At 63.2% G+C, this 23,303-nt stretch carries 28 protein-coding genes; 10 read left to right on the forward strand and 18 right to left on the reverse strand.

The window, feature by feature from the left end; translation table 11 throughout:
- Positions 1-96: 96 nt before the first annotated feature.
- Positions 97-726 carry a cytochrome b/b6 domain-containing protein gene (locus tag V1294_RS04285; RefSeq protein ID WP_334488003.1) on the forward strand — a complete coding sequence of 210 codons (630 nt, stop codon included), beginning with the start codon at positions 97-99 and terminating at the stop codon, positions 724-726.
- Between the two features lie 17 nt (positions 727-743).
- On the forward strand, positions 744-1,529 hold the full coding sequence (locus tag V1294_RS04290) for a molybdopterin-dependent oxidoreductase (RefSeq protein WP_334495361.1): 786 nt from the start codon (positions 744-746) through the stop codon (positions 1,527-1,529).
- 156 nt (positions 1,530-1,685) lie between these two features.
- On the opposite strand, the gene V1294_RS04295 is transcribed toward V1294_RS04290, so the two are convergent.
- Entirely contained in the window at positions 1,686-2,879 is a 1,194-nt protein-coding gene (locus tag V1294_RS04295; protein WP_334495363.1) for a YbfB/YjiJ family MFS transporter, read from the reverse strand.
- 92 nt (positions 2,880-2,971) lie between these two features.
- The gene (locus V1294_RS04300; RefSeq protein ID WP_334488014.1) at positions 2,972-3,835 is read right to left on the reverse strand and encodes an EamA family transporter; all 864 of its coding nucleotides are present in this window, start codon (positions 3,833-3,835) and stop codon (positions 2,972-2,974) included.
- 256 nt (positions 3,836-4,091) lie between these two features.
- Between V1294_RS04300 and leuB the strand changes: the two genes are divergently transcribed.
- A complete protein-coding gene (gene leuB / locus V1294_RS04305; RefSeq protein ID WP_334495365.1) occupies positions 4,092-5,204 on the forward strand; it encodes a 3-isopropylmalate dehydrogenase in 1,113 nt (370 codons plus the stop codon).
- Positions 5,205-5,230: 26 nt separating this feature from the next.
- Positions 5,231-5,875, forward strand: a complete 645-nt coding sequence (locus tag V1294_RS04310) for a DapH/DapD/GlmU-related protein (protein ID WP_334495367.1) — start codon at positions 5,231-5,233, stop codon at positions 5,873-5,875.
- A gap of 623 nt (positions 5,876-6,498) precedes the next feature.
- Here the strand turns inward: V1294_RS04310 and V1294_RS04315 are convergent.
- Both V1294_RS04315 and V1294_RS04320 read right to left on the reverse strand, forming a co-directional pair.
- Positions 6,499-6,882 carry a hypothetical protein gene (locus tag V1294_RS04315; RefSeq protein WP_334488023.1) on the reverse strand — a complete coding sequence of 128 codons (384 nt, stop codon included), beginning with the start codon at positions 6,880-6,882 and terminating at the stop codon, positions 6,499-6,501.
- A 219-nt stretch (positions 6,883-7,101) separates the two neighbouring features.
- Entirely contained in the window at positions 7,102-7,905 is an 804-nt protein-coding gene (locus V1294_RS04320) for a hypothetical protein (protein WP_334495369.1), read from the reverse strand.
- A gap of 117 nt (positions 7,906-8,022) precedes the next feature.
- On the opposite strand from V1294_RS04320, the gene V1294_RS04325 reads away from it, so the two are divergent.
- Together V1294_RS04325 and V1294_RS04330 are read left to right on the forward strand one after the other, a co-directional pair.
- A complete protein-coding gene (locus V1294_RS04325; RefSeq protein ID WP_108520717.1) occupies positions 8,023-9,057 on the forward strand; it encodes an aspartate-semialdehyde dehydrogenase in 1,035 nt (344 codons plus the stop codon).
- Between the two features lie 29 nt (positions 9,058-9,086).
- The gene (locus tag V1294_RS04330; RefSeq protein WP_334495371.1) at positions 9,087-9,641 is read left to right on the forward strand and encodes a TIGR00645 family protein; all 555 of its coding nucleotides are present in this window, start codon (positions 9,087-9,089) and stop codon (positions 9,639-9,641) included.
- A gap of 169 nt (positions 9,642-9,810) precedes the next feature.
- On the opposite strand, the gene V1294_RS04335 is transcribed toward V1294_RS04330, so the two are convergent.
- On the reverse strand, positions 9,811-10,455 hold the full coding sequence (locus tag V1294_RS04335) for a carbonic anhydrase (RefSeq protein WP_334495372.1): 645 nt from the start codon (positions 10,453-10,455) through the stop codon (positions 9,811-9,813).
- Positions 10,456-10,572: 117 nt separating this feature from the next.
- Here V1294_RS04335 and V1294_RS04340 point away from each other — a divergent pair, with 117 nt between their 5' ends.
- Positions 10,573-11,451 (forward strand): HpcH/HpaI aldolase/citrate lyase family protein, encoded by an 879-nt coding sequence (locus V1294_RS04340; RefSeq protein WP_334495374.1) that lies wholly within the window; start codon positions 10,573-10,575, stop codon positions 11,449-11,451.
- Between the two features lie 62 nt (positions 11,452-11,513).
- Here V1294_RS04340 and V1294_RS04345 read toward each other — a convergent pair whose 3' ends face one another.
- The 3 genes from V1294_RS04345 to V1294_RS04355 form a co-directional block, all read right to left on the reverse strand.
- Positions 11,514-12,302 carry a hypothetical protein gene (locus V1294_RS04345; RefSeq protein WP_334495376.1) on the reverse strand — a complete coding sequence of 263 codons (789 nt, stop codon included), beginning with the start codon at positions 12,300-12,302 and terminating at the stop codon, positions 11,514-11,516.
- A gap of 71 nt (positions 12,303-12,373) precedes the next feature.
- The gene (gene leuD, locus V1294_RS04350; RefSeq protein ID WP_108520706.1) at positions 12,374-12,979 is read right to left on the reverse strand and encodes a 3-isopropylmalate dehydratase small subunit; all 606 of its coding nucleotides are present in this window, start codon (positions 12,977-12,979) and stop codon (positions 12,374-12,376) included.
- 137 nt (positions 12,980-13,116) lie between these two features.
- The gene (locus tag V1294_RS04355; protein ID WP_334504485.1) at positions 13,117-13,515 is read right to left on the reverse strand and encodes a metallopeptidase family protein; all 399 of its coding nucleotides are present in this window, start codon (positions 13,513-13,515) and stop codon (positions 13,117-13,119) included.
- A gap of 111 nt (positions 13,516-13,626) precedes the next feature.
- On the opposite strand from V1294_RS04355, the gene V1294_RS04360 reads away from it, so the two are divergent.
- The 3 genes from V1294_RS04360 (at position 13,627) to V1294_RS04370 (ending at position 14,859) form a co-directional block, all read left to right on the forward strand.
- A complete protein-coding gene (locus tag V1294_RS04360) occupies positions 13,627-13,953 on the forward strand; it encodes a hypothetical protein (protein ID WP_442895421.1) in 327 nt (108 codons plus the stop codon).
- A gap of 242 nt (positions 13,954-14,195) precedes the next feature.
- On the forward strand, positions 14,196-14,435 hold the full coding sequence (locus tag V1294_RS04365) for a hypothetical protein (RefSeq protein ID WP_334495378.1): 240 nt from the start codon (positions 14,196-14,198) through the stop codon (positions 14,433-14,435).
- A gap of 130 nt (positions 14,436-14,565) precedes the next feature.
- The gene (locus V1294_RS04370) at positions 14,566-14,859 is read left to right on the forward strand and encodes a hypothetical protein (protein WP_334488048.1); all 294 of its coding nucleotides are present in this window, start codon (positions 14,566-14,568) and stop codon (positions 14,857-14,859) included.
- Between the two features lie 306 nt (positions 14,860-15,165).
- On the opposite strand, the gene V1294_RS04375 is transcribed toward V1294_RS04370, so the two are convergent.
- The 10 genes from V1294_RS04375 to ffh form a co-directional block, all read right to left on the reverse strand.
- Positions 15,166-15,537: a hypothetical protein gene (locus tag V1294_RS04375; RefSeq protein ID WP_334495380.1), complete on the reverse strand. Its 372-nt coding sequence runs from the start codon at positions 15,535-15,537 to the stop codon at positions 15,166-15,168.
- 212 nt (positions 15,538-15,749) lie between these two features.
- Positions 15,750-15,959, reverse strand: a complete 210-nt coding sequence (locus V1294_RS04380; RefSeq protein WP_334488052.1) for a hypothetical protein — start codon at positions 15,957-15,959, stop codon at positions 15,750-15,752.
- Positions 15,960-16,059: 100 nt separating this feature from the next.
- Positions 16,060-17,466, reverse strand: coding sequence for a 3-isopropylmalate dehydratase large subunit (leuC, locus tag V1294_RS04385; RefSeq protein ID WP_334488055.1), 1,407 nt, complete (start codon positions 17,464-17,466; stop codon positions 16,060-16,062).
- 409 nt (positions 17,467-17,875) lie between these two features.
- Positions 17,876-18,256: a 50S ribosomal protein L19 gene (gene rplS, locus V1294_RS04390; protein WP_057852665.1), complete on the reverse strand. Its 381-nt coding sequence runs from the start codon at positions 18,254-18,256 to the stop codon at positions 17,876-17,878.
- A 103-nt stretch (positions 18,257-18,359) separates the two neighbouring features.
- Positions 18,360-19,094 (reverse strand): tRNA (guanosine(37)-N1)-methyltransferase TrmD, encoded by a 735-nt coding sequence (gene trmD / locus V1294_RS04395; protein ID WP_334495382.1) that lies wholly within the window; start codon positions 19,092-19,094, stop codon positions 18,360-18,362.
- 108 nt (positions 19,095-19,202) lie between these two features.
- On the reverse strand, positions 19,203-19,862 hold the full coding sequence (locus V1294_RS04400; protein WP_334495383.1) for a TapB family protein: 660 nt from the start codon (positions 19,860-19,862) through the stop codon (positions 19,203-19,205).
- Between the two features lie 71 nt (positions 19,863-19,933).
- The gene (locus V1294_RS04405) at positions 19,934-20,620 is read right to left on the reverse strand and encodes a hypothetical protein (protein WP_334495385.1); all 687 of its coding nucleotides are present in this window, start codon (positions 20,618-20,620) and stop codon (positions 19,934-19,936) included.
- A gap of 116 nt (positions 20,621-20,736) precedes the next feature.
- A complete protein-coding gene (gene rimM, locus V1294_RS04410; RefSeq protein WP_334495387.1) occupies positions 20,737-21,261 on the reverse strand; it encodes a ribosome maturation factor RimM in 525 nt (174 codons plus the stop codon).
- Positions 21,262-21,280: 19 nt separating this feature from the next.
- Positions 21,281-21,613, reverse strand: coding sequence for a 30S ribosomal protein S16 (rpsP, locus tag V1294_RS04415; protein WP_108520681.1), 333 nt, complete (start codon positions 21,611-21,613; stop codon positions 21,281-21,283).
- Positions 21,614-21,751: 138 nt separating this feature from the next.
- Positions 21,752-23,296, reverse strand: coding sequence for a signal recognition particle protein (gene ffh / locus V1294_RS04420; protein WP_334495389.1), 1,545 nt, complete (start codon positions 23,294-23,296; stop codon positions 21,752-21,754).
- Between the last annotated feature and the right edge of the window lie 7 nt (positions 23,297-23,303).

Genomic DNA, 23,303 nt, shown 5'->3' on the forward strand with positions numbered 1-23,303 from the left:
GATACGCGCCGTGCATCGATCTGATAGCGTCATGGCAGTAACGGAAAGCCGGTTCCCGGCGTATAATTGGTAGCGAATTGCAAGCGGGGAAGAGCCATGTCGGCCGTAACAGTCAGCGACGAACACGCCGCGTCAACCAAGGCCAAGGTCATTCAGCCGGCCTGGGTGCGGGCGCTGCATTGGACCAACGCCTTCGCGATGGTTTTGATGATCATGTCGGGATGGCAGATCTACAATGCCTCGCCGCTGTTCGATTTCCGCTTCTCCCCGAGCATCACGCTGGGCGGCTGGCTCGGCGGCGCGCTGCTCTGGCATTTCGCCGCGATGTGGCTGTTGATGGTCAACGGCCTGATCTATCTGACTGTGGGTCTTGCCACCGGCCGCTTCCGCAAGAAGCTGCTGCCGATCACGCCGGAGGGCGTGATCTCGGATACCAAGGCGGCGCTTACCGGAAAACTATCACACGACGATCTCACCAAATACAATTACGTGCAAAAATTGCTTTACGCCGGAATCATCGTCGTCGGCATCCTCATCGTGCTGTCGGGCCTGGCGATCTGGAAACCTGTCCAGTTGCAATATCTGACGGCGCTGTTCGGCGGCTACGAGGCCGCCCGCTACGTCCATTTCTTCTGCATGGCTGGCATCGTCGCCTTCATGGTGGTTCATGTCGCGCTCGCACTTCTGGTGCCGAAGAGCCTGCGCGCCATGATCATCGGCCGCTAATTCAAGGGAGCACGGTCATGGGCCGCATGCGCAACCTCCTCATCCCCGGCGTCGACAAGACGCTCCTCATCAGGGACGCGGTGAAGACGATGCCGGATCTCACGCGCCGGCGCTTTATCTCGGGCGGCGCCAGCCTCGGTGCGCTTACGCTGCTGACGGGTTGCGACGTGACCGACAGTTTTTCGGCCGAGGAGATGCTGAAGCAGGTCTCGAAGTTCAATGACGGCGTGCAGGCGTTGATCTTCAACCCCCATGCGATGGCGCCGACCTTCCCGGAAAGCGCCATCACAAAACCGTTCCCGTTCAACGCCTATTACGACCTCGAGGAAGCGCCTACGGTCGACGGCGAGAGCTGGAAGCTCGAGGTGCGCGGTCTGGTCGAAAACAAGAAGTCCTGGACGCTGGAAGAACTCTATCAATTGCCGCAGGTCAAGCAGGTCACGCGCCACATCTGCGTCGAAGGCTGGAGCGCGATTGGAAGCTGGACCGGCACGCCGCTGCGCGATTTCCTGAAAGTGATCGGCGCGGATACCCGCGCGAAGTATGTCTGGTTCCAGTGCGCCGACAAGGACGGCTACAACTCGCCGCTCGACATGGCGACCGCGCTGCATGCGCAGACCCAGATGACCTTCAAGTTCGGCGACGATATCCTGCCGCGCGCCTACGGTTTTCCGATGAAGATCAGGGTGCCGACCAAGCTCGGCTTCAAGAATCCGAAATATGTGATGTCGATGGAAGTCACCAACGACTACAAGGGCGGCTTCTGGGAAGACCAGGGGTATAATTCGTTTAGTGGGAGTTAATCAGAGCGAACTGCCTCGTCGTCCCTGCGAACGCAGGGACCCATAACCACAGGATTTCGTGGTTATGCGAAGCTGTTGCTCCAGCCTTCTCCAAAATTCAGATCACGCGGTATGGGTCCCTGCGTTCGCAGGGACGACGCGCGGATAGAGAACGCATCATGTCGAAATTTTCGGCCCGACCTTCCTCTGAAACGCCGACAGCACCGCGCCCAGCGCCAGCATCGCCGCGGATACATTCAGCGCAAACGACAGGCTGCCGACCGCGTCCGTGATCGCGCCGACCACGATCGGTCCGAGCGTCTGGCCGATGCCGAATGAAATCGTCAGGGCTGCAATCGCCGTCGGCCAGGCCTGCGGCGGATAGTTGAAGCGGACGAAAGCGGTGGTGGAGCCGACCACCGCGAAGAAGGCGACGCCGAACACCAGTGCTGAGATCGCGAGCAGCCATACCGAATGCCCGAAGATCGGCAGCGCCGCGCCGACGGCGTTGGTGCCGAGGATGATGGTGGTGGCGAGTCCGCCGCGGTCGAGCGCCAGCACGCGCCGCCACACCCATGGGGTCACAAATGCGCTGAGGCCGATCAGGCCCCAGAATGCGCTCTGTGCCAGCGCGCCGCCGCCGGCGTCGCGGACGTAGGCGATCATGAAGGTCATGTAGGCGATGTAGCCGGCGCCGAACAGGAAGTAGCCGATCAGATAGACCAGCACCGGCCGGATGGAGAATTTGGCCGGCGCCGCGCTGTCGATCGCAGCACCGCTGCCGAGCGGCGCCAGCAACAGCGGCAGGATCAGGACGGCGCAGAGCAGCGTCATGGCCCACCACACGATCCACCACGATCCGGGCCCAAAGCCCTGCAGCACGAATGGCGCGATCAGGCCCGATGAGATAATGCCGAGCCCCGGCCCGGCATAATACAGGCTGAGCAGGAAGTTGGCGCGTTCGGGGCGTGTTTGCGCGATCGTGGCGGCCAGTGCCGCGCCGCCGACGAACCCACCCGCCGCGCCGACACCCGCCAGTAATCGCGCAAAGCTCAGCACGAAAAAATTGCCGGAGACGGCGCATAGCGCCAGCGAGGTGATGGCGGCAAGCGTTCCCCAGCGGACGGTTTGCGGCAGCCCGAAGCGCCGAATCATCCGTGAGGCAAGCAACGCGCCCGCCAGGTAACCGACGGCGTTGATCGTGTTCATGAAGCCGGCCGCGGAATAGGACCAACCGAGCGCGTCGCGCATGTCGGGCAGCACCAGCGCATAGGCGAAGCGGCCGATTCCGAGACCGATCGTTGGCGCAAGCGATAGAATGAGGATCAGCCACGCAGGGTGCGCGTAGATGTGTTGGTCGGGGGCTTTCACAAAATTCTCCGGCGGCGGCCATTCTGGCAGGCAAAGCGGCCGTTGCACAGCGGCACGGGGAGCAACGGTGTCTTGCCAATCCCGCAACGGGATCAGCCAATCAGCACCAGGGCTACGCCGAGCACCGTCAGTGCAGATCCCGCCACGATGCGTGCGGTGATCTCGATGTGCTTGAGCAGCATCGCGCTCAGCGCCACCGTGACCAGCGGATAGATCGCGGCCAGCGGCGCCACCAGCGTGATCGGACCGTTGCGGACCGCGGCGAACAGCGTCAGCGCGCTGAGGCCGTTGCTGATCCCCGTCATCGCAAACCAAAAGAGACCGGCACGCGGCGCCTGCACCAGAAAGCTGCCCTTGCGGACGCGCTGCACCGTCAGCACCACCAGCGAGGACATGACGTAGCCGATCAGGCAGGCCCAGAGCGGACTTGGCCAGACCGCAAGCCCGAGCTTGACGATCGGCGGCACGACGCCGCGGATCAGCGCGCTGCACAGCGGCAACAGCAGCGCCCAGCTTCGCCAATGGCCGAGGTCGCGCGGGCGGGTCACGGTGATGATCGCAGCCCCGGCGACCGCCACGACGAGGCCGAGGAGTTGCGGCGGATGCAGCGGCTCGTGCAGCAGGATCACCGCCGTTGCCACCGCAAACAGCGGCGCGAGGTTGCCGAGGGTGGAGGTGATCACGGGCCCGAGCGACCGGTTCGAAGCAAAGGTCAGCAGCGTCAGCGAAGCCGGGAAGAACAGGCCGATGGCGATGAAAATGGGCAGGCCGTGCCAAACCACCGGCTCGTCCTGGAGGATCAGCGGCGACAGCAGCAGGAACAGCACCGTGAAGGAGGGGACGCTAATCGCGGCCCCCGACAACGGCTCGACGGTCCGCAAGCCGAGCTGTGCCAGGACGACCCCGGCGCCCAGGAAGAAGGCCGAGGCGAAGGCGTAAATGATGGCTGATGTCATGAGGTCCGTCTGGGTGCCTTCTTGAGGGGGCGCGGGTTGCTCGTTCCCTGCCTTTTTGGCCTGCCTGCGATGCCTTGCCAATCCGCTTCCGGCGTTTTAGCACTCCGCCCGGAATTCACATTTTCCGTCATGCCCGGCCTTGTGCCGGGCATCCACGTCTTACTGCCAACGCAAACGGGACGTGGATGGCCGGGACATTTGGGCGAAGACGCGCTTCGCGCTTTTGCCCGGCATTGACGAACTGGAGGTAAACCACATGGCGACCCATAAACTGCTGCTTCTCCCCGGCGACGGCATCGGCCCCGAAGTGATGGCCGAGGTGCAACGCCTGATCGACTGGCTGAACAAGCAGGGCATCGCGTCATTCGAGACCGAGCAGGGTCTGGTCGGCGGCTCGGCCTATGACGCACATAAGGTGTCGATCTCGGAAGGTGACATGGCCAAGGCTGTGGCTGCGGACGCCATCATCTTCGGCGCCGTCGGCGGGCCGAAGTGGGACAGCGTGCCCTACGAGGTGCGCCCCGAGGCGGGTCTCCTGCGGCTGCGCAAGGATCTCGGCCTGTTCGCCAATTTGCGCCCTGCGGTGTGTTACCCGGCGCTGGCGGATGCCTCCAGCCTGAAGCGCGAGGCGGTCGAAGGCCTCGACATCATGATCGTGCGCGAACTCACCGGCGGCGTCTATTTCGGCGAGCCGAAGACGATCACTGATCTGGGCAACGGCCAGAAGCGCGCCATCGATACCCAGGTCTACGACACCTATGAAATCGAGCGCATCGGCCGCGTCGGCTTCGATCTGGCGCGCAAGCGCCGCAACAAGGTGACCTCGATGGAAAAGCGCAACGTCATGAAGTCGGGCGTGCTTTGGAACGAGGTCATGACGGCGGTGCATGGGCGCGAATACAAGGACGTGACGCTTGAACATCAGCTCGCCGATTCCGGCGGCATGATGCTGGTGAAGGCGCCGAAACAGTTCGACGTCATTGTAACCGACAATCTGTTCGGCGACATGCTGTCGGACATCGCGGCGATGCTGACCGGTTCGCTCGGCATGCTGCCTTCGGCCTCGCTCGGCGAAGTCGACGCCAAGACCAAAAAGCGCCGCTCGCTGTTCGAGCCGGTGCACGGCTCGGCGCCCGATATCGCAGGCCAAGGCCTCGCCAATCCGATCGCGATGATCTCCTCGTTCGGCATGGCGCTGCGCTATTCCTTCGACATGGGCGCGCTGGCCGACAAGGTCGATGCGGCGATCGCAGCCGTGCTCGCCAGCGGACTGCGTACCGCTGATATCAAGTCTGAGGGCACGACGGCTGCCTCAACCACGCAGATGGGCGAGGCGATTTTGAAGGAATTGCAGAAGCTGCACAGCTAGAGTCGTAGCCCGGATGGAGCAGTCTGATGGACACCTCGCATCGCCCCAAGCTCGCGGAAACAATTGTCCATGAAACGGTGCGGCTGCGTGAGGCGCAGATCGGCCGGCGTTGCGAAGTCCTGAACAACACGCGCATCGAATATGCCTCGCTCGGCGACTATTCCTATCTCGGGGAGAATTGCGAGGTCGCCGACGCCGTGATCGGGAAGTTCACGGCGATCGCCAATTCGGTCCGGATCGGCGCGCCGAACCATCCCATGGGCCGGCCATCGCAGCATCGCTTCACCTATTGCCCGGAATATTACGAGCCGACGGCGACGCGCGACCGCGACTTCTTTGCGGAGCGCCGCGGCGACCGGGTGATCGTCGGCAACGATTGCTGGATCGGCCATGCCGCCATCCTGCTGCCGGGCGTGACGGTCGGCGACGGTGCGGTGATTGCTGCGGGCGCCGTCGTCAGCCGCAGCGTGCCGCCCTATACGATCGTCGGCGGCGTTCCCGCGCGAGCGATCCGCAAGCGCTTTCCGGATGCAGTTGCCGAAAGCCTGCGCCGCATCGCCTGGTGGGACTGGCCGGATGAGATCATCTTCGAGCGCCTGGGCGATTTCCGCTCCGAGGCGATCGAACAATTTTGCGAGCGGTATGACCCGGCTCTGCCTCCGAGCAGGTAGATCGACGGGGCGGAATCGGCGAGCGCGCTGTCGTCCCGGCCCGTAAACGCAACTGCGCACCAGGGCGTGTGCTCATAAAGCGAATGTCGGCTCTCGCGGCCCAGCGGATCCTAAAAAATAAGTTATAGCATTACCGCTCGTGACCCAGAACGGCCCTCAGCCATAACGCCACCATCACGGTGCGCGCTTGTATCTCGGCGTGCTATTCAGTACCACGCCGGAATATATATCTCTTGATTTCCATAGCGTATCACCGGCGCTACGGGCGGGCCGTATGGATCGACCCGGTCGTCCTGAGGGCGATAACGATATCGTGGAACGATATTATAATCCCAGTAAGGCGTTGTCGTTACCACGGGTACCCTGACGAGTTCACGAACGACTTTGGCCTTCCGCGCATGCGCTGCAGCACTGAACGTCCCCAGGTTACACAGGATCAGGGCCGTTCCGAGAGCTACGGTCATTATCCTCATGCCTCGACCTCCTTGCCGCAGATGCAAATTAACAAGCACCTGCTCATAACCGTTCCGGGTGATTAAAGGCGACGACGCGCCCTGACTGGGCCGCGGGTTTATGAGTACACATCCTGGTTCGAGACGACGCGGGATTGCTCTTCCGCTAAATCAATACAGCGGGAATTGGGTCGGCTGGCCGCCCAAATCTGACGGTGGGTTGAGCGGCTGGCGGTCGATCGGGCGATTCAGGTTTTCGCGCGCGAACGTTGGATACCCGTATGGCGACGGGAAGGCGTAGTCCAGGAACTTGCGGTCGCCTGGCAGCACCTCGGTGCCGGCATCGAGCCATGAGCGCGTAGTGACGAAGACGCGGGTGCGCGGGCCCTGCTGGTAGGAACGGTTGGGACCGTTCGCCCCGTAATAAGGGCGGCCGTCCCGGTCATATCGCTGCTGCTTGGACTGGGCGTTGGCGGAAGCCGAGCCAATCGCGACGAGGGCAGCCGCGGCAAGCAACATCGCGAGCTTGCTCGCAGCGGGGAATTTTCGGGTCATTGCATCCTCGTCATTGTCCCGCCCTTACAGGTTGGCGGATCGTCAGATCTGATTACAGACATTGTAGCCACGGCGGGACCATCGTCGCTAGGTCAATTGCGCCACACCGCGCCGGAATAATGCGGCACGAAGCGAAAAAGTTTCATGAAAACCAGTGTCTTGGCTGCTTGTTGCCACAATTGTGAGAGGCCGCGGAAGCAGACCCCGCCAAACGCCGGATTACAGGGCGCCGCGCAAATGCGGGTTATCGGCGCCCGTCACCCAATCCGCTGACAAGACCGGCGCGCCCGATGTCGCGCAATCGCTGCGCCTGACTTCGGCGTGGGCGAACAATTCCGTCAGTTTTGTATCGTTTCCGGCCGTCAGCAGAATCAGCCGGTTCAGCATGCAGCCGATCGCGGTGCGGCGGGCCGGCAAATCCTCGCCCAGGCATGACCAGCCGGAGAGACGGAATTTCGGCTCATCGACATGCCTATAAAATCGGAGGCAGGCGCGGGCGGCCTCGGTGCCGCCGACCCGGCGAAACAGAGTCACGGCGCCGAACTTGCTGTCGATGATGCCTGCCGCCTCCAACTCGCGCGGGCCAGCCGGATCCATCCTTGCGGCAAGGTAGCCGGCCGCCGAGCCGACCTGATCGATTTCTTCACCCGGACGATAGATTTCGAGCTCGGCGACCGGCGTGCCGCCGATGCCGCTCCAGCGGAACACGTCCTTGCGACCACCCTCGGGATGCCGAAAAACTTCGTAAGTCTCTGTCTTGCCTGGAAAAATGAGCTGGCTTACCGCGAACGCAGGCGCTGTGCGTCCGGCCTGGCTCCAGGTGTTCGGCGACGTCTCCATCGCCGTCACATCGGGCAAATGGTGCCATAGCGCGGTACCGCAAATGGCCATCAGCGCCAGCGTCATCAGATAGGCGCAGAGCCGTGCCAGCGTGCCGCAGACCTCGTCAACGAAGCTTGCCAGCGCCGGGTGAATTCTCGTCGTATAAGGGGAATTGGCCGAACCGGCCGGAAACGAATGCATCAAACGCCCAAACACAGCCGTCAAACGTTGTCATATCGGTGTTTCTCGCATAGAAGCGCTGCCTTCTCCCTTTCCGCTTGACGCGGCGGGGCGGCATTTTTCCTCGGAGAGTGAACGATGGGTTACAAAGTCGCTGTCGTCGGTGCGACCGGCAATGTCGGGCGCGAAATGCTCAATATTCTCGACGAGCGCAAATTCCCCGCCGACGAGGTCGTGGTGCTGGCCTCGCGCCGCAGCGTCGGCGTCGAAGTGTCCTATGGTGACCGCACCCTGAAGGTCAAAGCGCTCGAGCACTATGACTTCTCCGATGTCGATATCTGCCTGATGTCGGCCGGCGGTTCGGTGTCGAAGGAATGGTCGCCCAAGATCGGCGCTGCCGGTGCGGTGGTGATCGACAACTCATCCGCCTTTCGGATGGATCCGGACGTGCCGCTGATCGTTCCGGAAGTGAACGCGGATGCGACCGCGGGCTTTGCCAAGAAGAACATCATCGCCAACCCGAACTGCTCGACCGCGCAGCTCGTGGTCGCGCTGAAGCCGCTGCACGACAAGGCCACCATCAAGCGCGTCGTGGTTTCGACCTATCAATCGGTCTCGGGCGCCGGCAAGGACGCGATGGACGAGCTGTTTTCGCAGACCAAGGCCGTCTACACCAACAGCGAACTCATCAACAAGAAGTTCCCCAAGCGCATCGCCTTCAACGTCATCCCGCACATCGACGTCTTCATGGAGGACGGCTACACCAAGGAAGAGTGGAAGATGATGATGGAGACCAAGAAGATTCTTGATCCCAAAATCAGGCTGACCGCCACCTGCGTGCGCGTGCCGGTGTTTGTCGGCCATTCCGAGGCCGTCAACATCGAGTTCGAGAATCCGATCACGGCTGATGAGGCGCGCAACATCCTGCGCAATGCGCCGGGTTGCCTGGTGATCGACAAGCAGGAGCCCGGCGGTTACGTCACGCCGTATGAGGCTGCCGGCGAAGACGCGACCTATATCAGCCGCATCCGCGAGGACGCCACGGTGGAAAACGGCCTGGTGCTGTGGTGCGTCTCCGACAATCTGCGCAAGGGCGCGGCGCTGAACGCCGTGCAGATCGCCGAATGCCTGATCAACCGCAAGCTGATCACCGCGAAGAAGAAGGCGGCGTGAGTTAAGCGCGTCGAGGAGCCGGGATTGTCATGACGGAAGAGCCGGCTCCCTATCGCCACAATCCGCAGCTCAAGCGCGCCGAGCGCGGCTTCGAGAGCCTGCTCTTCAACAGCCGCTGGTTGATGGCGCCGTTCTATTTCGGCCTCGTCGTCAGCCTTGCGGTGCTGTTGTTCAAATTCTGCGCGGTGCTGTGGGAGTTCATCGTCCACGCGCCGGGCTCCAAGGAATCCGACATCATCCTCGGCGCGCTGGCGCTGATCGATCTCTCGCTAACGGGCAACCTGATCCTGATCGTGGTGTTCTCGGGCTACGAGAATTTCGTCTCCAAGATCGATCCGGGCAGCCATCCGGACTGGCCGGAATGGATGACCAAGGTCAGTTTCGGCGGGCTCAAGCAAAAGCTGATGGCCTCGATCGTCGCGATCTCGGCGATCCAGGTGCTGAAGGCCTTCATGAACATCGACGCCGCCTTCGATCCGACAAAGCTCGCCTGGCTGGTCGGCGTCCATCTGGCGTTCGTGGTTTCGGCCTTCATGCTGGCGATATCCGACCGATGGGGCGGCGGCGACCACGGCGGCGAATAGTGATTCGTTGGGTGGGCAAAGCCACCGGGTCGCGCGAATGCGCGCCCAGCGACGAGCGCAATTGCGCTCGCACAGTGATGACAGGCTCCGCGTGCCCACCATTCAGCATTGCGATCGAGGACAGGTGATGGACACGGCGCGTTGCGCCTTTGCCCATCTACGCGACCGCCTATGCCGCTTCGCTCACGCTGCGGAATTCCTTCGCTTCCGGGTCGAGCACGAACAGCGAGCCTTCGGCGACGCCGAAATAGGCGCCGTGCAATTCCATCTCGCCGCGCTCGACGCGGCTGCGCACGAACGGAAACGTCATCAGGTTTTCGAGTGAGCGGAACACCGCGGCCTTCTCGATCCGCGTGGTGAAATCCTGCCTTGTCTCGTGCTCGCGCTGGCCGACCTTTTCGCCCGGCTTGATGAACATCGCCATCCAGCGGCCGATGAAATCGCCCGGCGACAGCGGGTCGATATCGTCGATGAAGGCGCGGATGCCGCCGCACTGCGCATGGCCGAGCACCACGATGTGCTTGATGTGCAGCACCTGTACCGCGTATTCCAGCGCCGCCGACACGCCGTGGGCGCCGCCGTCCGGCTGGAAGACCGGTACCAGATTGGCGACGTTGCGTACCACGAAGAGTTCACCGGGGCCGGCGTCGAAAATCACTTCCGGCGAGACGCGCGAATCGCAGCAGCCGATCACCATCACGGCGGGCGACTGGCCGCGCTCGGAAAGTTCCCGGTAGCGCGTCTGTTCGGTCGGCAGCCGCTGCGAGGTAAAGGCCCGGTAGCCGTCGAGCAGGTGTTGCGGGAATGGAGCCATGGTGTCCTGTCTGTACCCGAGCATGGCTAACCATAAGCCGATGACGGGAACAAGGCTTTCGGACCCCGGTTTGAAATGTTAGGGCGTGGGGCTCGAAGCCTCCAGAGGAACCAGCCCATGATCCGTCCGCGCCGCAGCCTGTTGTTCATGCCGGGGTCGAACGCGCGGGCGCTGGAAAAGGCGCGCAGCCTGCCGGCCGACGGCATCATTCTCGACCTCGAGGATTCGGTGGCGCCGGACGCCAAGGCGATGGCCCGCGACCAGATCGCAAAAGCCATTGCGGCCGGCGGGTTCGGCAAGCGCGAGGTGCTGATCCGCGTCAACAGCCTCGATACGTCGTGGTGGGTCGACGACGTCACCATGGCCGGCAAGGCCCGGCCCGACGGTATCCTGGTTCCCAAGGTTTCCACCGCGGCCGATCTCAACGCCATCGCCAACCGCCTGAGCGACATCAATGCCGATATGTCCATTCGGGTCTGGGCCATGCTCGAAACCGCGCGCGGGGTGCTGGACGCCGACAAGCTCGCGGCGGCATCGAAGGATTCCGAGACCCGGCTTGCGGGCTTCGTGTTCGGGCCCAATGATATCTCGCGGGAGACGCGGATCCGCATGCAGCCCGGCCGCGCGGCGATGATCCCGATGATTACGCACTGCATCCTGGCGACGCGCGCGCACGGGCTCGAAATTCTCGACGGGCCCTACAGCGACATCAGCAATATTGATGGCTTTGCGACCGAATGCGCGCAGGGCCGCGATCTCGGCTTCGACGGCAAGACGCTGATCCATCCGAGCCATATCGAGGCGTGCAACGCCATTTTCACGCCGCCGGCCGAGGAGGTCGAGCAGGCGCGCAAGATCATCGCGGCATTCGAGAAGCCGGAAAACGCCTCACGGGGCGCCATCCAGCTCGACGGGCGGATGGTGGAGCGGCTGCATGCCGACATGGCGAAGCGGACGATCGCGATTGCGGACGCCATCGCGGCGATGGGGCACTGAAATCTTTGCTCAACGGCGTTTCTTCCTTCCCTTGTGGGAGAACGTAAGACAGCACGCTGCGGCTACGAGCCGAATCTCTCTGCCGCCCAGGCATAAAGGCTGCCGGGCATCGGCTTTTCGCCGCCGCGGCCTTTCGGCGAGATGTGCAGGCCGACGATCTCGGGATCGGCGAGCAGGCCTGAAAAATCCGCCGGCTCGAAGAACAGTTTCGGCTCGGCATGCACAGCGTAGAAGGATTGCTTCGGCAGCGCGTGCTGCAATTCACCCGAGCGGCGCGCGAGCGCAGTCAGCGCTGCCGGGCCGTAGATTGCGACGCGGATGTCGGAGAGACGGCTCGATCGGCGTCGCAGCTGGCGCAGCATGAAGGTGAGGCGATGACGCAGCGCCAGCCAGTCCGGCGTCAGATCCTCCTGCTCCATCAGATCCTCGAATGCCAGCACGATCGGATCGTCTGACGGCAGGTACAGCACCGAATTGCCGAGCTGGCGCGGCCGTTCCCAGGCGAAATAAGGTTTGGCCGGATCGATCTCGACCGGCTTCAGCAACAGCACATCGGCGTCGAGCCACAGGCCGGCCTTTTCGGCCATCAGCCGCATCCGGAAAAAGTCGCTGAACTGCAAAATGGTCCAGTCGCGCCAGCTTCCGTCCGGCTCGGGCGGGCGCAGCCGTTCGGAAAACGAATGCGGCAGGATCGCCTCGGCCTCGGCATTGCCGACGCCGTCGGGCAGGCCCGGCAGCGGATCGAAACTGTAGACGGTGACCTTGTGGCCGGCGGCGACCTGCGACCGCAGGCAGGTCAGCCGCAGCCCGTCGAGCCGGCCGTGCCAGAAAGTGACGACGTCAGGCCGCATCCGCGTCGCCTCCGCTTAACGAAAGAGCCCCGATGTGATCGGGGCTCTCGTAACACGATCAGGCGACACGATCACGCCCAGGCGCGCTCTTTCTTCAGCTTCGCCTCGTAATCGTCGATCGACGATTTCTTTTCCATGGTCAGGCCGATGTCGTCGAGGCCGTTCATCAGGCAGTGCTTGCGGAACGGATCAATCTCGAACTTCACCTTGCCGCCGTCGGGGCCACGGATCTCCTGGTTGGCGAGGTCGATGGTCAGGGTGGCGTTGGCGCCGCGCTCGGCGTCGTCGAACAGCTTGTCGAGGTCGTCCTGGGTGACGCGGATCGGCAGAATGCCGTTCTTGAAGCAGTTGTTGTAGAAGATGTCGCCGAACGAGGTCGAGATCACGCAACGGATGCCGAAATCCAGGAGCGCCCACGGCGCGTGCTCGCGGCTGGAACCGCAGCCGAAATTGTCACCGGCGACCAGCACCTTGGCGTTGCGGTAGGCCGGCTGGTTGAGCACGAAGTCCGGATTCTCGCTGCCGTCATCCTTGTAGCGCTGCTCGGAAAAGAGCCCCTTGCCGAGGCCGGTGCGCTTGATGGTCTTCAAATACTGCTTCGGGATGATCATGTCGGTGTCGACATTGATGATCTTCAGCGGCGCCGCGACGCCTTCCAGTGTGGTGAACTTTTCCATCGATCGCACTTCCCGGTTGAAATGGGGGCAAGGCCGATAATTTATCGCGAATATGGCCCCTGCAAAAGGCCGATTTGCGCATAGGCCGCCTGTTCTGGCGCGATTGGGCGAACGGCGCCTGGTCGCCCGAAAACGCCTTAGCCCGCGGAGGCCTCGATCGCCTCCATATCGGCGTCCGACAGCCCGAAATGGTGCCCGATCTCGTGGATCAGGACGTGGCGGACGATATGGCCCAGCGTTTCCTCATGCTCAGCCCAGTAGTCGAGGATCGGCCGGCGGTAGAGCCAGATCATGTTGGGCAGGCGGGCGACGTCGTCGTTGCTCTGCTGCGGCAGGCCGATGCCCTGGAATAAGCCGAGCAGGTCGAACTCGCTTTGCGCCTGCATTTCGTCCAAAACCTCGTCGGTCGGAAAATCGTCGACGCGGATGACTACACCCTGGCACAGGGTTCGAAACGTCTTTGGCAGGCGCTCGAACACCTCATGCGCCATGGCTTCCATCTCGGCGAGCGAGGGGGCTTTTGCTTCGGTCCACATCAGGACGTATTTAGCGTGTGTTATGCCCGTGCGCATCCTGGTTTTGCGGAGTTGACCTCGGCGCGCCAATCGGGGACCGTACGGGGGATATCAGGCGTGGGTGGACTGAAGATGAAGCGGATTGTGACGATCGCAGCATGGGCTGCTTTTGCCGGGCTCCTGCTCCCCGGTACGATGGCGCAGGCGCAGACGGCATTGCCGGAGCTGCGGGTCGGGGTGGCGCTGAAGCCGGTCGTCACGGATGTGTCCGCGCAGCGCCGGCGGCCGCTGCGGCGGGTGCCGATCTATCGGCAGGAGGAATGGGCGCCCGACGTCTACCCGCGCTACAACCCCGGCCCCAACGCCGTGCGCTCTTGCACCGCGCATTACGTGCAGGAGTACCGGCCGAGCGGCACGGTGATCACCCCGCGCATGAACTGCTACTGGCGGCCGGGCTAGATTTTTTCTTCCATTTTTTGACGCGTCCTGACGCGACGGGGATTCGGCTTTTGCGTTGAAGTCGCGACGGCGTCCTGCGCCGGTTGGCGTGCGCAAGGGATTGCGGCGAGCCGCAGCCGTCATCCGTTCATCTTCGTGACGCATTCATTCAGAGCCCATTCAAGTCGCTCGCGTCAGATTGCGTACAGCGTTGCGGCGAGCGATTCGGCGCAGACGTGGACACCGACCCAAGGAGAGCATTCATGCAGTTCACGAAAGTTTTGGGGCTCGCCGCCGTTGGCGCGTTGCTCGCGCTCGCAGCTCCAGCCGAGCGCGCCAATGCGCTGTCGCTCAGCAATCCCGGCGCCGCCGCGGCGGTTCAGGAAGACGCCAGGCTGGCGACCACGGAAGTGCATTGGCGGCATCGTCACCATCATCGGTGGCACCGCTGGCACCATCACCGCGGCCATCACCACCATCACCGCCACTGGCACCGCTGGTAAGTGCGACAGCTTGGCGCAGATATCGCACAGGTCCGCTTCATTGCGGGCCTGTTTTCGTTTTGGCTGGGCCTTGAAACTGGCGGGATTGCTGCGCGTATTTGATGGTCGTGATCAACGAGAGGAGTCCGTCATGAAGAGCTTGATCGGGGCAGCCTTTGTCGCAAGCGCGCTCGTGGTTGCCGGATCGGCCGCGATCGGTCCGGTCGTCGCGGCGCCGCAGACGAAGGCGCAGAGCGCCGGCACATCCGACGTCACTGATTTCAGCGCACACCGCTATAACAGGCGCTACTATCGTCATTACGGCTACTATCGTCCGTACGACCGTCCCTATTACTACAATCGGCCGGTCTACTATCGGCCGTATCCCTATGACTCGCCGGCGCCGTTCACCTTCGGCATCGGGTTCGGGCCGTTCTGGTGGTGAGCGTGCACAACTTCGGTCAGCCGCAAAAAATCTCTTCAGCGCTCCTTCCTGCGCATTCATGGCGCGTTCACGTGCCTGTCTCTAATTTCACATTGGGAGCGATCGCAAAGGGATGCGACGGGGCCAACCGCAGTGCGGCGCAAGGCACCGTTGCCGGTTAGGGAGGATTCATCCATGTCGATATCGAATCCCGGACGCGGCCTAGTCCGCTGTCTGGGCGTTACTGCTGCGGCGGTATTCGCGCTCGCAGCGACATCACAACAGCGCGCCGAGGCGCTCTCGCTTGCAAGTCCCGGCGCGGCGCCTTCAGTAAAATACGCAACCGACGGACTGACGACCCAGGTTCAACACCGCGGTGGGATGGGCGGCGGCGGCTTTCGCGGTGGTGGCGGCGGTGGTGGTTTCCATGGCGGCGGCTTCCGTGGCGGCGGTGGCGGCGGCTTTCATGGCGGTGGCTTCCGCGGCGGCGGAGCGGCATTTCATGGCGGCGGTTTCCGCGGTGGCGGCGCGGCCATTCACGGCGGTGGATTCAGAGGTGGTGGGATGGCGATCCACCGTGGCGGTTTTCGTGCGGCGCCGGTCTTCCATGGCGGCGGCCACCGCTTCGCACATCGTCACGCGTTCCTCCGGCCTCACGTCTTCCATCGGCCGCACTTCCACCACCGGCGCCACTTCCACAGCCGCTTCTACTTCGCGCCGGCCTACTACACGTACCCGGCCTACTATTATCCGCGCCGCTGCCGCGTGATCTTGACCTATTACGGGCCGCGCAAGATCTGCCGTCCGTGGTGGCGCCACCGCTATTACGCATACCGGTATTGGTAAGATCAGGCTGAAACGAAACAGGCGCCCCGTTCGGCGCCTGTTTTTTTGAGCGGCAAACGCTCAGTTCAATCCCAATCCTTGCCTTCCCAAGGCTTGATCTTCCAAGGGGTCAGCTTCGCCAGCCGCCACTGTGCCCAATGTTCCGGCGGCCAGTGACTGAGGCGCGAGGTTTCCTTGGCGACGGGCTGCAGGTCGACGATGCGCGGCGCCATGCGCCGCCGCACCTGCCGCGTCGCCTCGCTGATCATATCGACAAATTCAGGCTTGTCCGTCACGGCCAGGTCCCTCGCGAACGCGCTTCGCAAGGGACCACTCTGCGCTCTGCCTGTTAACGTGGCGTTGCCAGAACGTCTCGCTATCTAGGCAAAGGGAGGATTAACGCCACTCCCTGATGTCGACGAAGTGCCCGGCGATCGCCGCCGCTGCTGCCATGGCCGGCGACACCAGATGGGTGCGGCCCTTAAAGCCCTGGCGGCCCTCGAAATTGCGGTTCGAGGTCGAGGCGCAGCGCTCTTCCGGGGACAGCTTGTCGGGGTTCATGGCGAGGCACATCGAGCAGCCCGGCTCGCGCCATTCGAAGCCGGCCTTGATGAAGATCTTGTCGAGGCCCTCGGCTTCGGCCTGTTCCTTCACGATGCCCGAACCCGGCACGATCATCGCATTGACGTGGGCGTTGACCGTCTTGCCCTCGGCGACTTTCGCCGCGGCGCGCAGATCCTCGATCCGGCCGTTGGTGCAGGAGCCGATGAAGACGCGATCGAGCTTGATGTCGGTGATCTTCGTCCCCGCCGCCAGGCCCATATATTTCAGGGCGCGGTGCTTCGACAGCCGCTTGGCCTCGTCCGCGATCTTGTCGGGATCCGGCACGAAGCCTGTGATCGACACCACGTCCTCGGGCGAGGTGCCCCAGGTCACGATCGGCGGCAGCTTTGCCGCGTCCAGCCGGATCTCGTGGTCGAAATGCGCGCCGTCGTCGGAGCGCAGCTTTTCCCAATAGCGCATCGCGGCGTCCCAGTCGGCGCCCTTCGGCGACTTCGGGCGGCCTTTCAGGAATTCGAACGCCTTTTCGTCCGGCGCGATCAGGCCGGCGCGGGCGCCGCCCTCGATCGACATGTTACAGACCGTCATGCGGCCTTCCATCGAGAGCGCACGGATGGCGTCGCCGGCATATTCCAGCACGTAGCCGGTGCCGCCGGCGGTGCCGATCTCGCCGATGATCGCCAGGATGATGTCCTTGCCGGTGACGCCGTCGGGCAATTTGCCGTCGACCACCGCGCGCATGTTTTTTGCTTTTTTCTGGATCAGCGTTTGCGTCGCCAGCACGTGTTCGACTTCCGACGTGCCGATGCCGTGCGCCAGCGCGCCGAACGCGCCATGGGTGGAGGTGTGGCTGTCACCGCAGACGATGGTGGTGCCGGGCAGCGTGAAGCCCTGCTCGGGGCCGATCACGTGGACGATGCCCTGGCGCTTGTCGAATTCGTTGAAATATTCGACGCCGAACTCCTTGGCGTTGTCCGCCAGCGCCCGGATCTGCTCGATGCTTTCAGGGTCGGGATTGGGTTTGCTGCGGTCGGTGGTCGGGACGTTGTGATCCACGACGGCCAGCGTCTTTTCCGGCGCGCGAACCTTGCGCCCCGTCGCGCGCAGGCCTTCGAACGCCTGCGGCGAGGTCACTTCGTGCACCAGATGGCGATCGATATAGAGCAGGCATGTGCCGTCATCGGCTTCGTGCACCAGATGGTCGTTCCAGATCTTGTCGTACAGTGTGGTCGGTTTGGACATGAGCGTAAGCTCCAAAATGAAATTCTGTGTGAGCGGTCAAGCGCGGATACGCGCAAGCAACGGACGTCGGCGCAGCATCAAGCTGCGCGCGTAAGCTCGGATGTCGCCGACGTCGCGAACCGTCCGAAGAACCGGCCGGGCAGCCGCGAGCGATCGTCGATGACGATGGGTGCGACGCGCGAGCCCGCAGAATTCGTCCGATCTAGAACCATTCCAGCCTCATAGCACATGAGGTATCTAAGGGCGATATGCGTTTGTGACCACCCGTCATTGCGAGCGAAGCCAAGCAATCCACCTTCCCGCCCGGGGATAGATGGATTGCTTCGCTGCGCTCGCAATGACGGGGAGGCGCAACAAAAAAGCGCGGGGCAAAACCCCGCGCTTTTCGTCACATCTCCTGGGAGACGAATTACTCGCCGACGGCGGTCGCGCGGTCCTGCTTCTCGACGATGCGGGCCGACTTGCCGCGCAGTTGGCGCAGGTAATACAGCTTGGCGCGACGCACCTTGCCGCGGCGCACCACCTTGATCGAGTCGATCATCGGCGACATCACCGGGAACACGCGCTCTACGCCTTCGCCGTAGGAAATCTTGCGGACGGTGAAGCTCTCGTTGAGCCCGCCGCCGGAACGGCCGATGCAAACGCCTTCATAGGCCTGCACGCGGGTACGCTCGCCTTCGACCACCTTGACGTTGACGATCACGGTGTCGCCGGGGCCGAATTCCGGAATCGACTTGGTCGCCGACAGCTTTTCGAATTGCTCTTTTTCGAGCTGTTGAATGAGGTTCATTGAAATCTCCATCGGCGGCGCGCCCGGCAGCGGGCTGCGCGACGTCCATCTATCCTGCCATTGCGCGGATTTGGCGCTCGTATAAGGCATAGGCGGGCGCTTGTCACCCGTCTGTCGTTCTTTTTGTGCCTTTTTGGCCGGGCCTCGCGGCCCATAAATCCGGCCGGCGCGTCCGGGTCAGGGCCTCGGCTTCGGCCCGGCGCCATGCCGCCACTTTGGCATGGTCGCCTGAGATAAGGATTTCCGGGATGCCGCGGCCCTCGAACTCCTGCGGGCGGGTGAATTGGGGGTATTCCAGTAGTCCTTCGGAAAAGCTTTCGTCCTCGCCCGAGGCCTGCTTGCCCATCACACCCGGCAAAAGCCGCACGCAGGCGTCGATCAGGGTCATCGCGGCGATCTCGCCACCGGACAGCACATAGTCGCCGATCGAGACCTCCTCGAGGTGCCGGGCTTCGATGACCCGCTGATCGACTCCCTCGAACCGGCCGCAGACGACCAGCGGCCCGGGGCCAGCGGCGAGTTCCGCCACAAGCGACTGGGTCAATGGCCGACCCCGCGGGCTCATCAGCAGGCGCGGGCGATCCTGGCCAGCGTCCGCGGCATCGATCGCCGCCGCCAGCACATCGGCCCGCAGCACCATGCCCGGGCCGCCGCCGGCCGGCGTGTCATCGACGCTGCGGTGGCGGTCGGTCGCGGAATCCCTGATGTCGCGCGCCTCCAGTTCCCATAGGCCTGAAGTCAGCGCCTTGCCGGCCAGGCTGATGCCGAGCGGCCCGGGAAACATCTCGGGGAAAAGCGTGAGGACGGTGGCGCGCCATATCGTCGGAGAAGAGCTCATGGGCTCTCGTTACGGCACCACGGCCGTAACGTCGAGACTCTGTGTCACCGCAGTTCTGAGTCGCTCTTGCGCCGGGGCAGGAGGGCCCGACAACGACATCGCAAACGGCTATTTCTTGCGGCCGTACTCGATGAGCTCCATGGAATTGTTGGCGAGCAGGTTGCCGTTCCCACGTGCAACCAGGGTGCGCTTTACCCAGTGGTCGATCGATGGGGCGTACCAGGTCTGCTGCTTGATTTCCATTTTGCGGGTTGGGTCGTTGGTTGGCCGCCTGGAGACCGTCGTTTCGATCTTGAATGTCTCGAACGTGCCCGCCTTCGTGGTGATGGTTTCCTGACCTACGACCTGCGAGCGGCCGGACCGCTTCCAGATGTTGCCATTGCCGGCGTTGACGTCGTCGCCCTGGAATTTCCAGCTTGCGTCTGCTTTCAGCGGCAACTGGATTCCTGAGCCATCGTGGGGCTGGTACTTCCACGGAGCCGCGCCTTTCAGATTCCAGGATCGGTCGAAGACATTGAACCCGCCCTCGCTTTCCTTGCCCTGGGTAGTAAAGCGAACGCTGATTTCGGTGGGCGTCACCTCGGTGACCAGACTTTTCCGAATCGCCTTGACCGTTCCGCTGATCTCGTCTCGCACTTCATAGGTCCAGAAGTCGCCCTGCAGCGGCTCTTCCATCGAGATCACTGGCTTGGCCGCCGCGGATCCGGACTGGGCCGGTGCCTCGCTCGCAGTCTGCGCCTGCACGTTGCCGGCGAGCAGGTAAATCATCCCCATCATCACGTAACGATACATCGGCTACCCCCGGGGCATTTCTCATTTATGGAATGTGCGACGACCAATCAGCGGCGGCCGTATTCGACCAACTCGGCAGCGCTCCTGTCGCGGACCTTGCCTTCCGACCTGCTGACATGGGTGCGCTTCACCCAATGATTGATCGCGGGCGCGTACCAGGTCTGCTGCTCGGATAGATATTTTTTGGTCGCATCGTTGGAGTTGCGCGACTCGTAAGTCGTCTCGATTCTGAATGTCTCGAAGGTGCCGGCGCGGGTGGTCAAGGTTTCCTTCGCGGTCACCTTCGAAGTGCCTGAGGTCTTCAGACTGACACCGGAAGATGTGTTGGAATCGGTGGACTTGAAAGACCATGTCTTCCCGATCGCAAGGGGCGCACGAATGCCCGTGCCGTCATTTGGCGTAGAACGCCAGGTGCCGGTATTGATGAGATCCCACGCGCGGTCATAGGTGTAGTAGCCGCCGTTGGGTCGACCGAGAACGGCGAGCCTGACGCTGATTTCCTTAGGGGTTATGTCGGTGATGGTGTGGGTAACCGTCGACTTGAGATCGCCGGAGATGTCGTCGCGAAGCTCGTAAGTCCAGTGGTCGCCAATCTGCGGATCCTCCATGGTCTCCTGCGGGCTGGGCGACTCGGTGGATGCGGGGGCAGGCGGTTGGCTCGGCGGCGTCTGGGCGGACAGGACGCTCGCGGACGCAAGCAGGCCAATCGTTGCCAGAAGGCAGCGGCGCATCATGGAAAACTCCGGATTTTCAGAAATCACTCTCGGGCGGGAAACAACCCAAAGGTGAACGAGCCGGATGTTAAGTGCAAGCTCTTTGTCGGCGGCGCTTGAAGTCCGTCATCACGCTGTCATTCGGCTGAGCGGGCGTCGTCGCCTTCGATTTCGTGCGGCAGTTCGATCACCACGCGGCGGCCTGCGAGATCGACCGTCGGCACCACCGCATTGGTGAACGGCAGCAGCATGGTCGGCCCCTGCGGCGGCGCGATCTCGATAATGTCGCCGGCGCCGAAATTATGGATCGCGATCACGCGGCCGAGCGGCTCATCCGTGGCGTTGACGGCCGCCAGCCCGATCAGGTCGGCGTGATAATATTCGTCCTCATCGGTCTCGGGCAGTTTTTCGCGCGCGACATAGAGCTCGATGCCGTTGAGCCGTTCGGCGTCCTCGCGGGTGGCGATGCCCTTCAGCGTCGCCACCAGATGGTCCCTGGCCTCGCGGACATGCGTCACCTCGAACTGGCGCGCGCCGTCCTTGGTCATCAGCGGGCCGTAATGTTTTACGGCCAGCGGATCTTCGGTGAACGTCCACAGTTTCACCGCGCCGCGCACGCCGTGCGCAGCGCCGATACGGGCGACGCAAATCGGTGCTGCCACCGTCGTGCGCCGCTACGCTTTACGCCTTTGCGGCGGCTTCGGCGCGCGCCTTGCGCTCCTTGCGCGGCACGGCCTTTTCCGGGTTGCTGCGGGCGGGGCGCTTGACGATGCCGGCGGCATCCAGGAAGCGGGTCACGCGATCCGACGGCTGCGCGCCCTTGGCGAGCCAGGACTTCACCTTGTCCATGTCGAGCTTCAGCCGCGACTCATTATCTTTCGGCAGCAGCGGGTTGAAATGACCGAGCCGCTCGATGAAGCGGCCGTCACGGGGAAAGCGCGAGTCGGCAACGACGACGTGATAGACCGGGCGCTTCTTGGTGCCTGCGCGAGCGAGGCGAATAACGACTGACATTTGGTTCTCCTGAGTGTGGGTTAATTGAAAGTCTGTTTGGTCGAATTCGTCATTGCGAGGAGCGAAGCGACGAAGCAATCCAGCTTGGTTCTTGGCGAAGGGTGGATTGCTTCGCTGCGCTCGCAATGACGGAAGAGGTCATTTCTTCTTCCCGGGAAAGCCGCCGAGGCCCGGCAAGGTCGGCTTGCCGCTGAGGCCTGTAAGGCCCGGCACATTCGGCAGTCCCTGACGCAGGCCGACCGGAAGATCCTTCGGCAAATTCGGTAGGCCGCCAGCGCCGCCCTGCATCTTGTCGGCCAGCGCCTTCATTTCTTCCGGCGAGGGCGGCTTCATGCCGCCGCCAAAGCCCATCGCCTGCGCGATGCCGGCCATCGGGCCGCGCTTGCCCGAGCCCATGGCCTTCATCATGTCGGCCATGTTCCGGTGCATCTTCAGGAGCTTGTTGACCTGCTCGACATTCTGGCCGGCGCCCGCGGCGATGCGCTTCTTGCGGCTGGCTTTCAGGATGTCAGGGTTCTTGCGCTCGGCCCGCGTCATCGAATCGATGATCGCGACCTGGCGCTTCAAAATCTTGTCGTCGATCCCGGCGGCGGCGATCTGATTCTTCATCTTGGCAACGCCGGGCATCATGCCCATCAACCCGCTGATGCCGCCCATGTTCGCCATCTGCAGCAACTGCTCGCGCATGTCGGTCAGGTCGAACTGGCCCTTGCGCATCCGCTCGGCGGTGCGCGCGGCCTTTTCGGCGTCGATATTCGCCGCCGCGCGTTCGACCAGCGACACCACGTCGCCCATGCCGAGGATGCGGCCGGCGATGCGGCTCGGATGAAAATCTTCCAGCGCGTCGGTCTTTTCGCCGGTGCCGATCAGTTTGATCGGCTTGCCGGTGACCGCGCGCATCGACAGCGCGGCGCCGCCGCGGCCATCGCCGTCGACGCGCGTCAGTACGATGCCGGTGAGGCCGACGCGCTGATCGAAGGCGCGCGCGAGATTGACCGCGTCCTGGCCGGTCAGGGAATCCGCGACCAGCAGCACTTCATGCGGATTGGCCGTGGTTTTGATCTCGGCCGCTTCGCTCATCATCTCTTCGTCGAGCGTGGTGCGGCCGGCGGTGTCGAGCAGCACCACGTCATAGCCGCCGAGCTTGCCGGCTTCGAGGGCGCGTTTGGCGATCTGCGCCGGCTTCTGGCCGGCCACGATCGGCAGCGTCGGAATATCGAGGTCGCGGCCGAGCACGGCCAATTGCTCCATCGCCGCCGGGCGGTAGATGTCGAGCGAGGCCATCAGCACCTTGCGCTTGTCGCGCTGGGTCATGCGGCAGGCGAGTTTTGCGGTGGTGGTGGTTTTGCCGGAGCCTTGCAGACCGACCATCATGATGGCGACCGGCGGCACCGCATTGAGGTCGATGGTCTGGCCGTCGGAACCAAGCGTGGCGATCAGTTCGTCATGGACAATCTTGACCACCATCTGGCCGGGCGTCACCGACTTGACGACGGTGGCGCCGACCGCCTGCTCGCGGACGCGGTCGGTGAAGCCTCTGACCACGTCGAGCGAGACGTCGGCTTCCAGCAGCGCGTGGCGCACCTCGCGCATCGCGGCGTCGACATCGGCCTCCGACAGCGAACCGCGGCCCGTCAGCCGATCGAGTATCCCACCAAGCTTTTCCGACAGATTGTCGAACAATGCCGTT

The sequence above is a fragment of the Bradyrhizobium sp. AZCC 1678 genome, assembly GCF_036924765.1.
Classification (GTDB): Bacteria; Pseudomonadota; Alphaproteobacteria; order Rhizobiales; family Xanthobacteraceae; genus Bradyrhizobium; species Bradyrhizobium algeriense.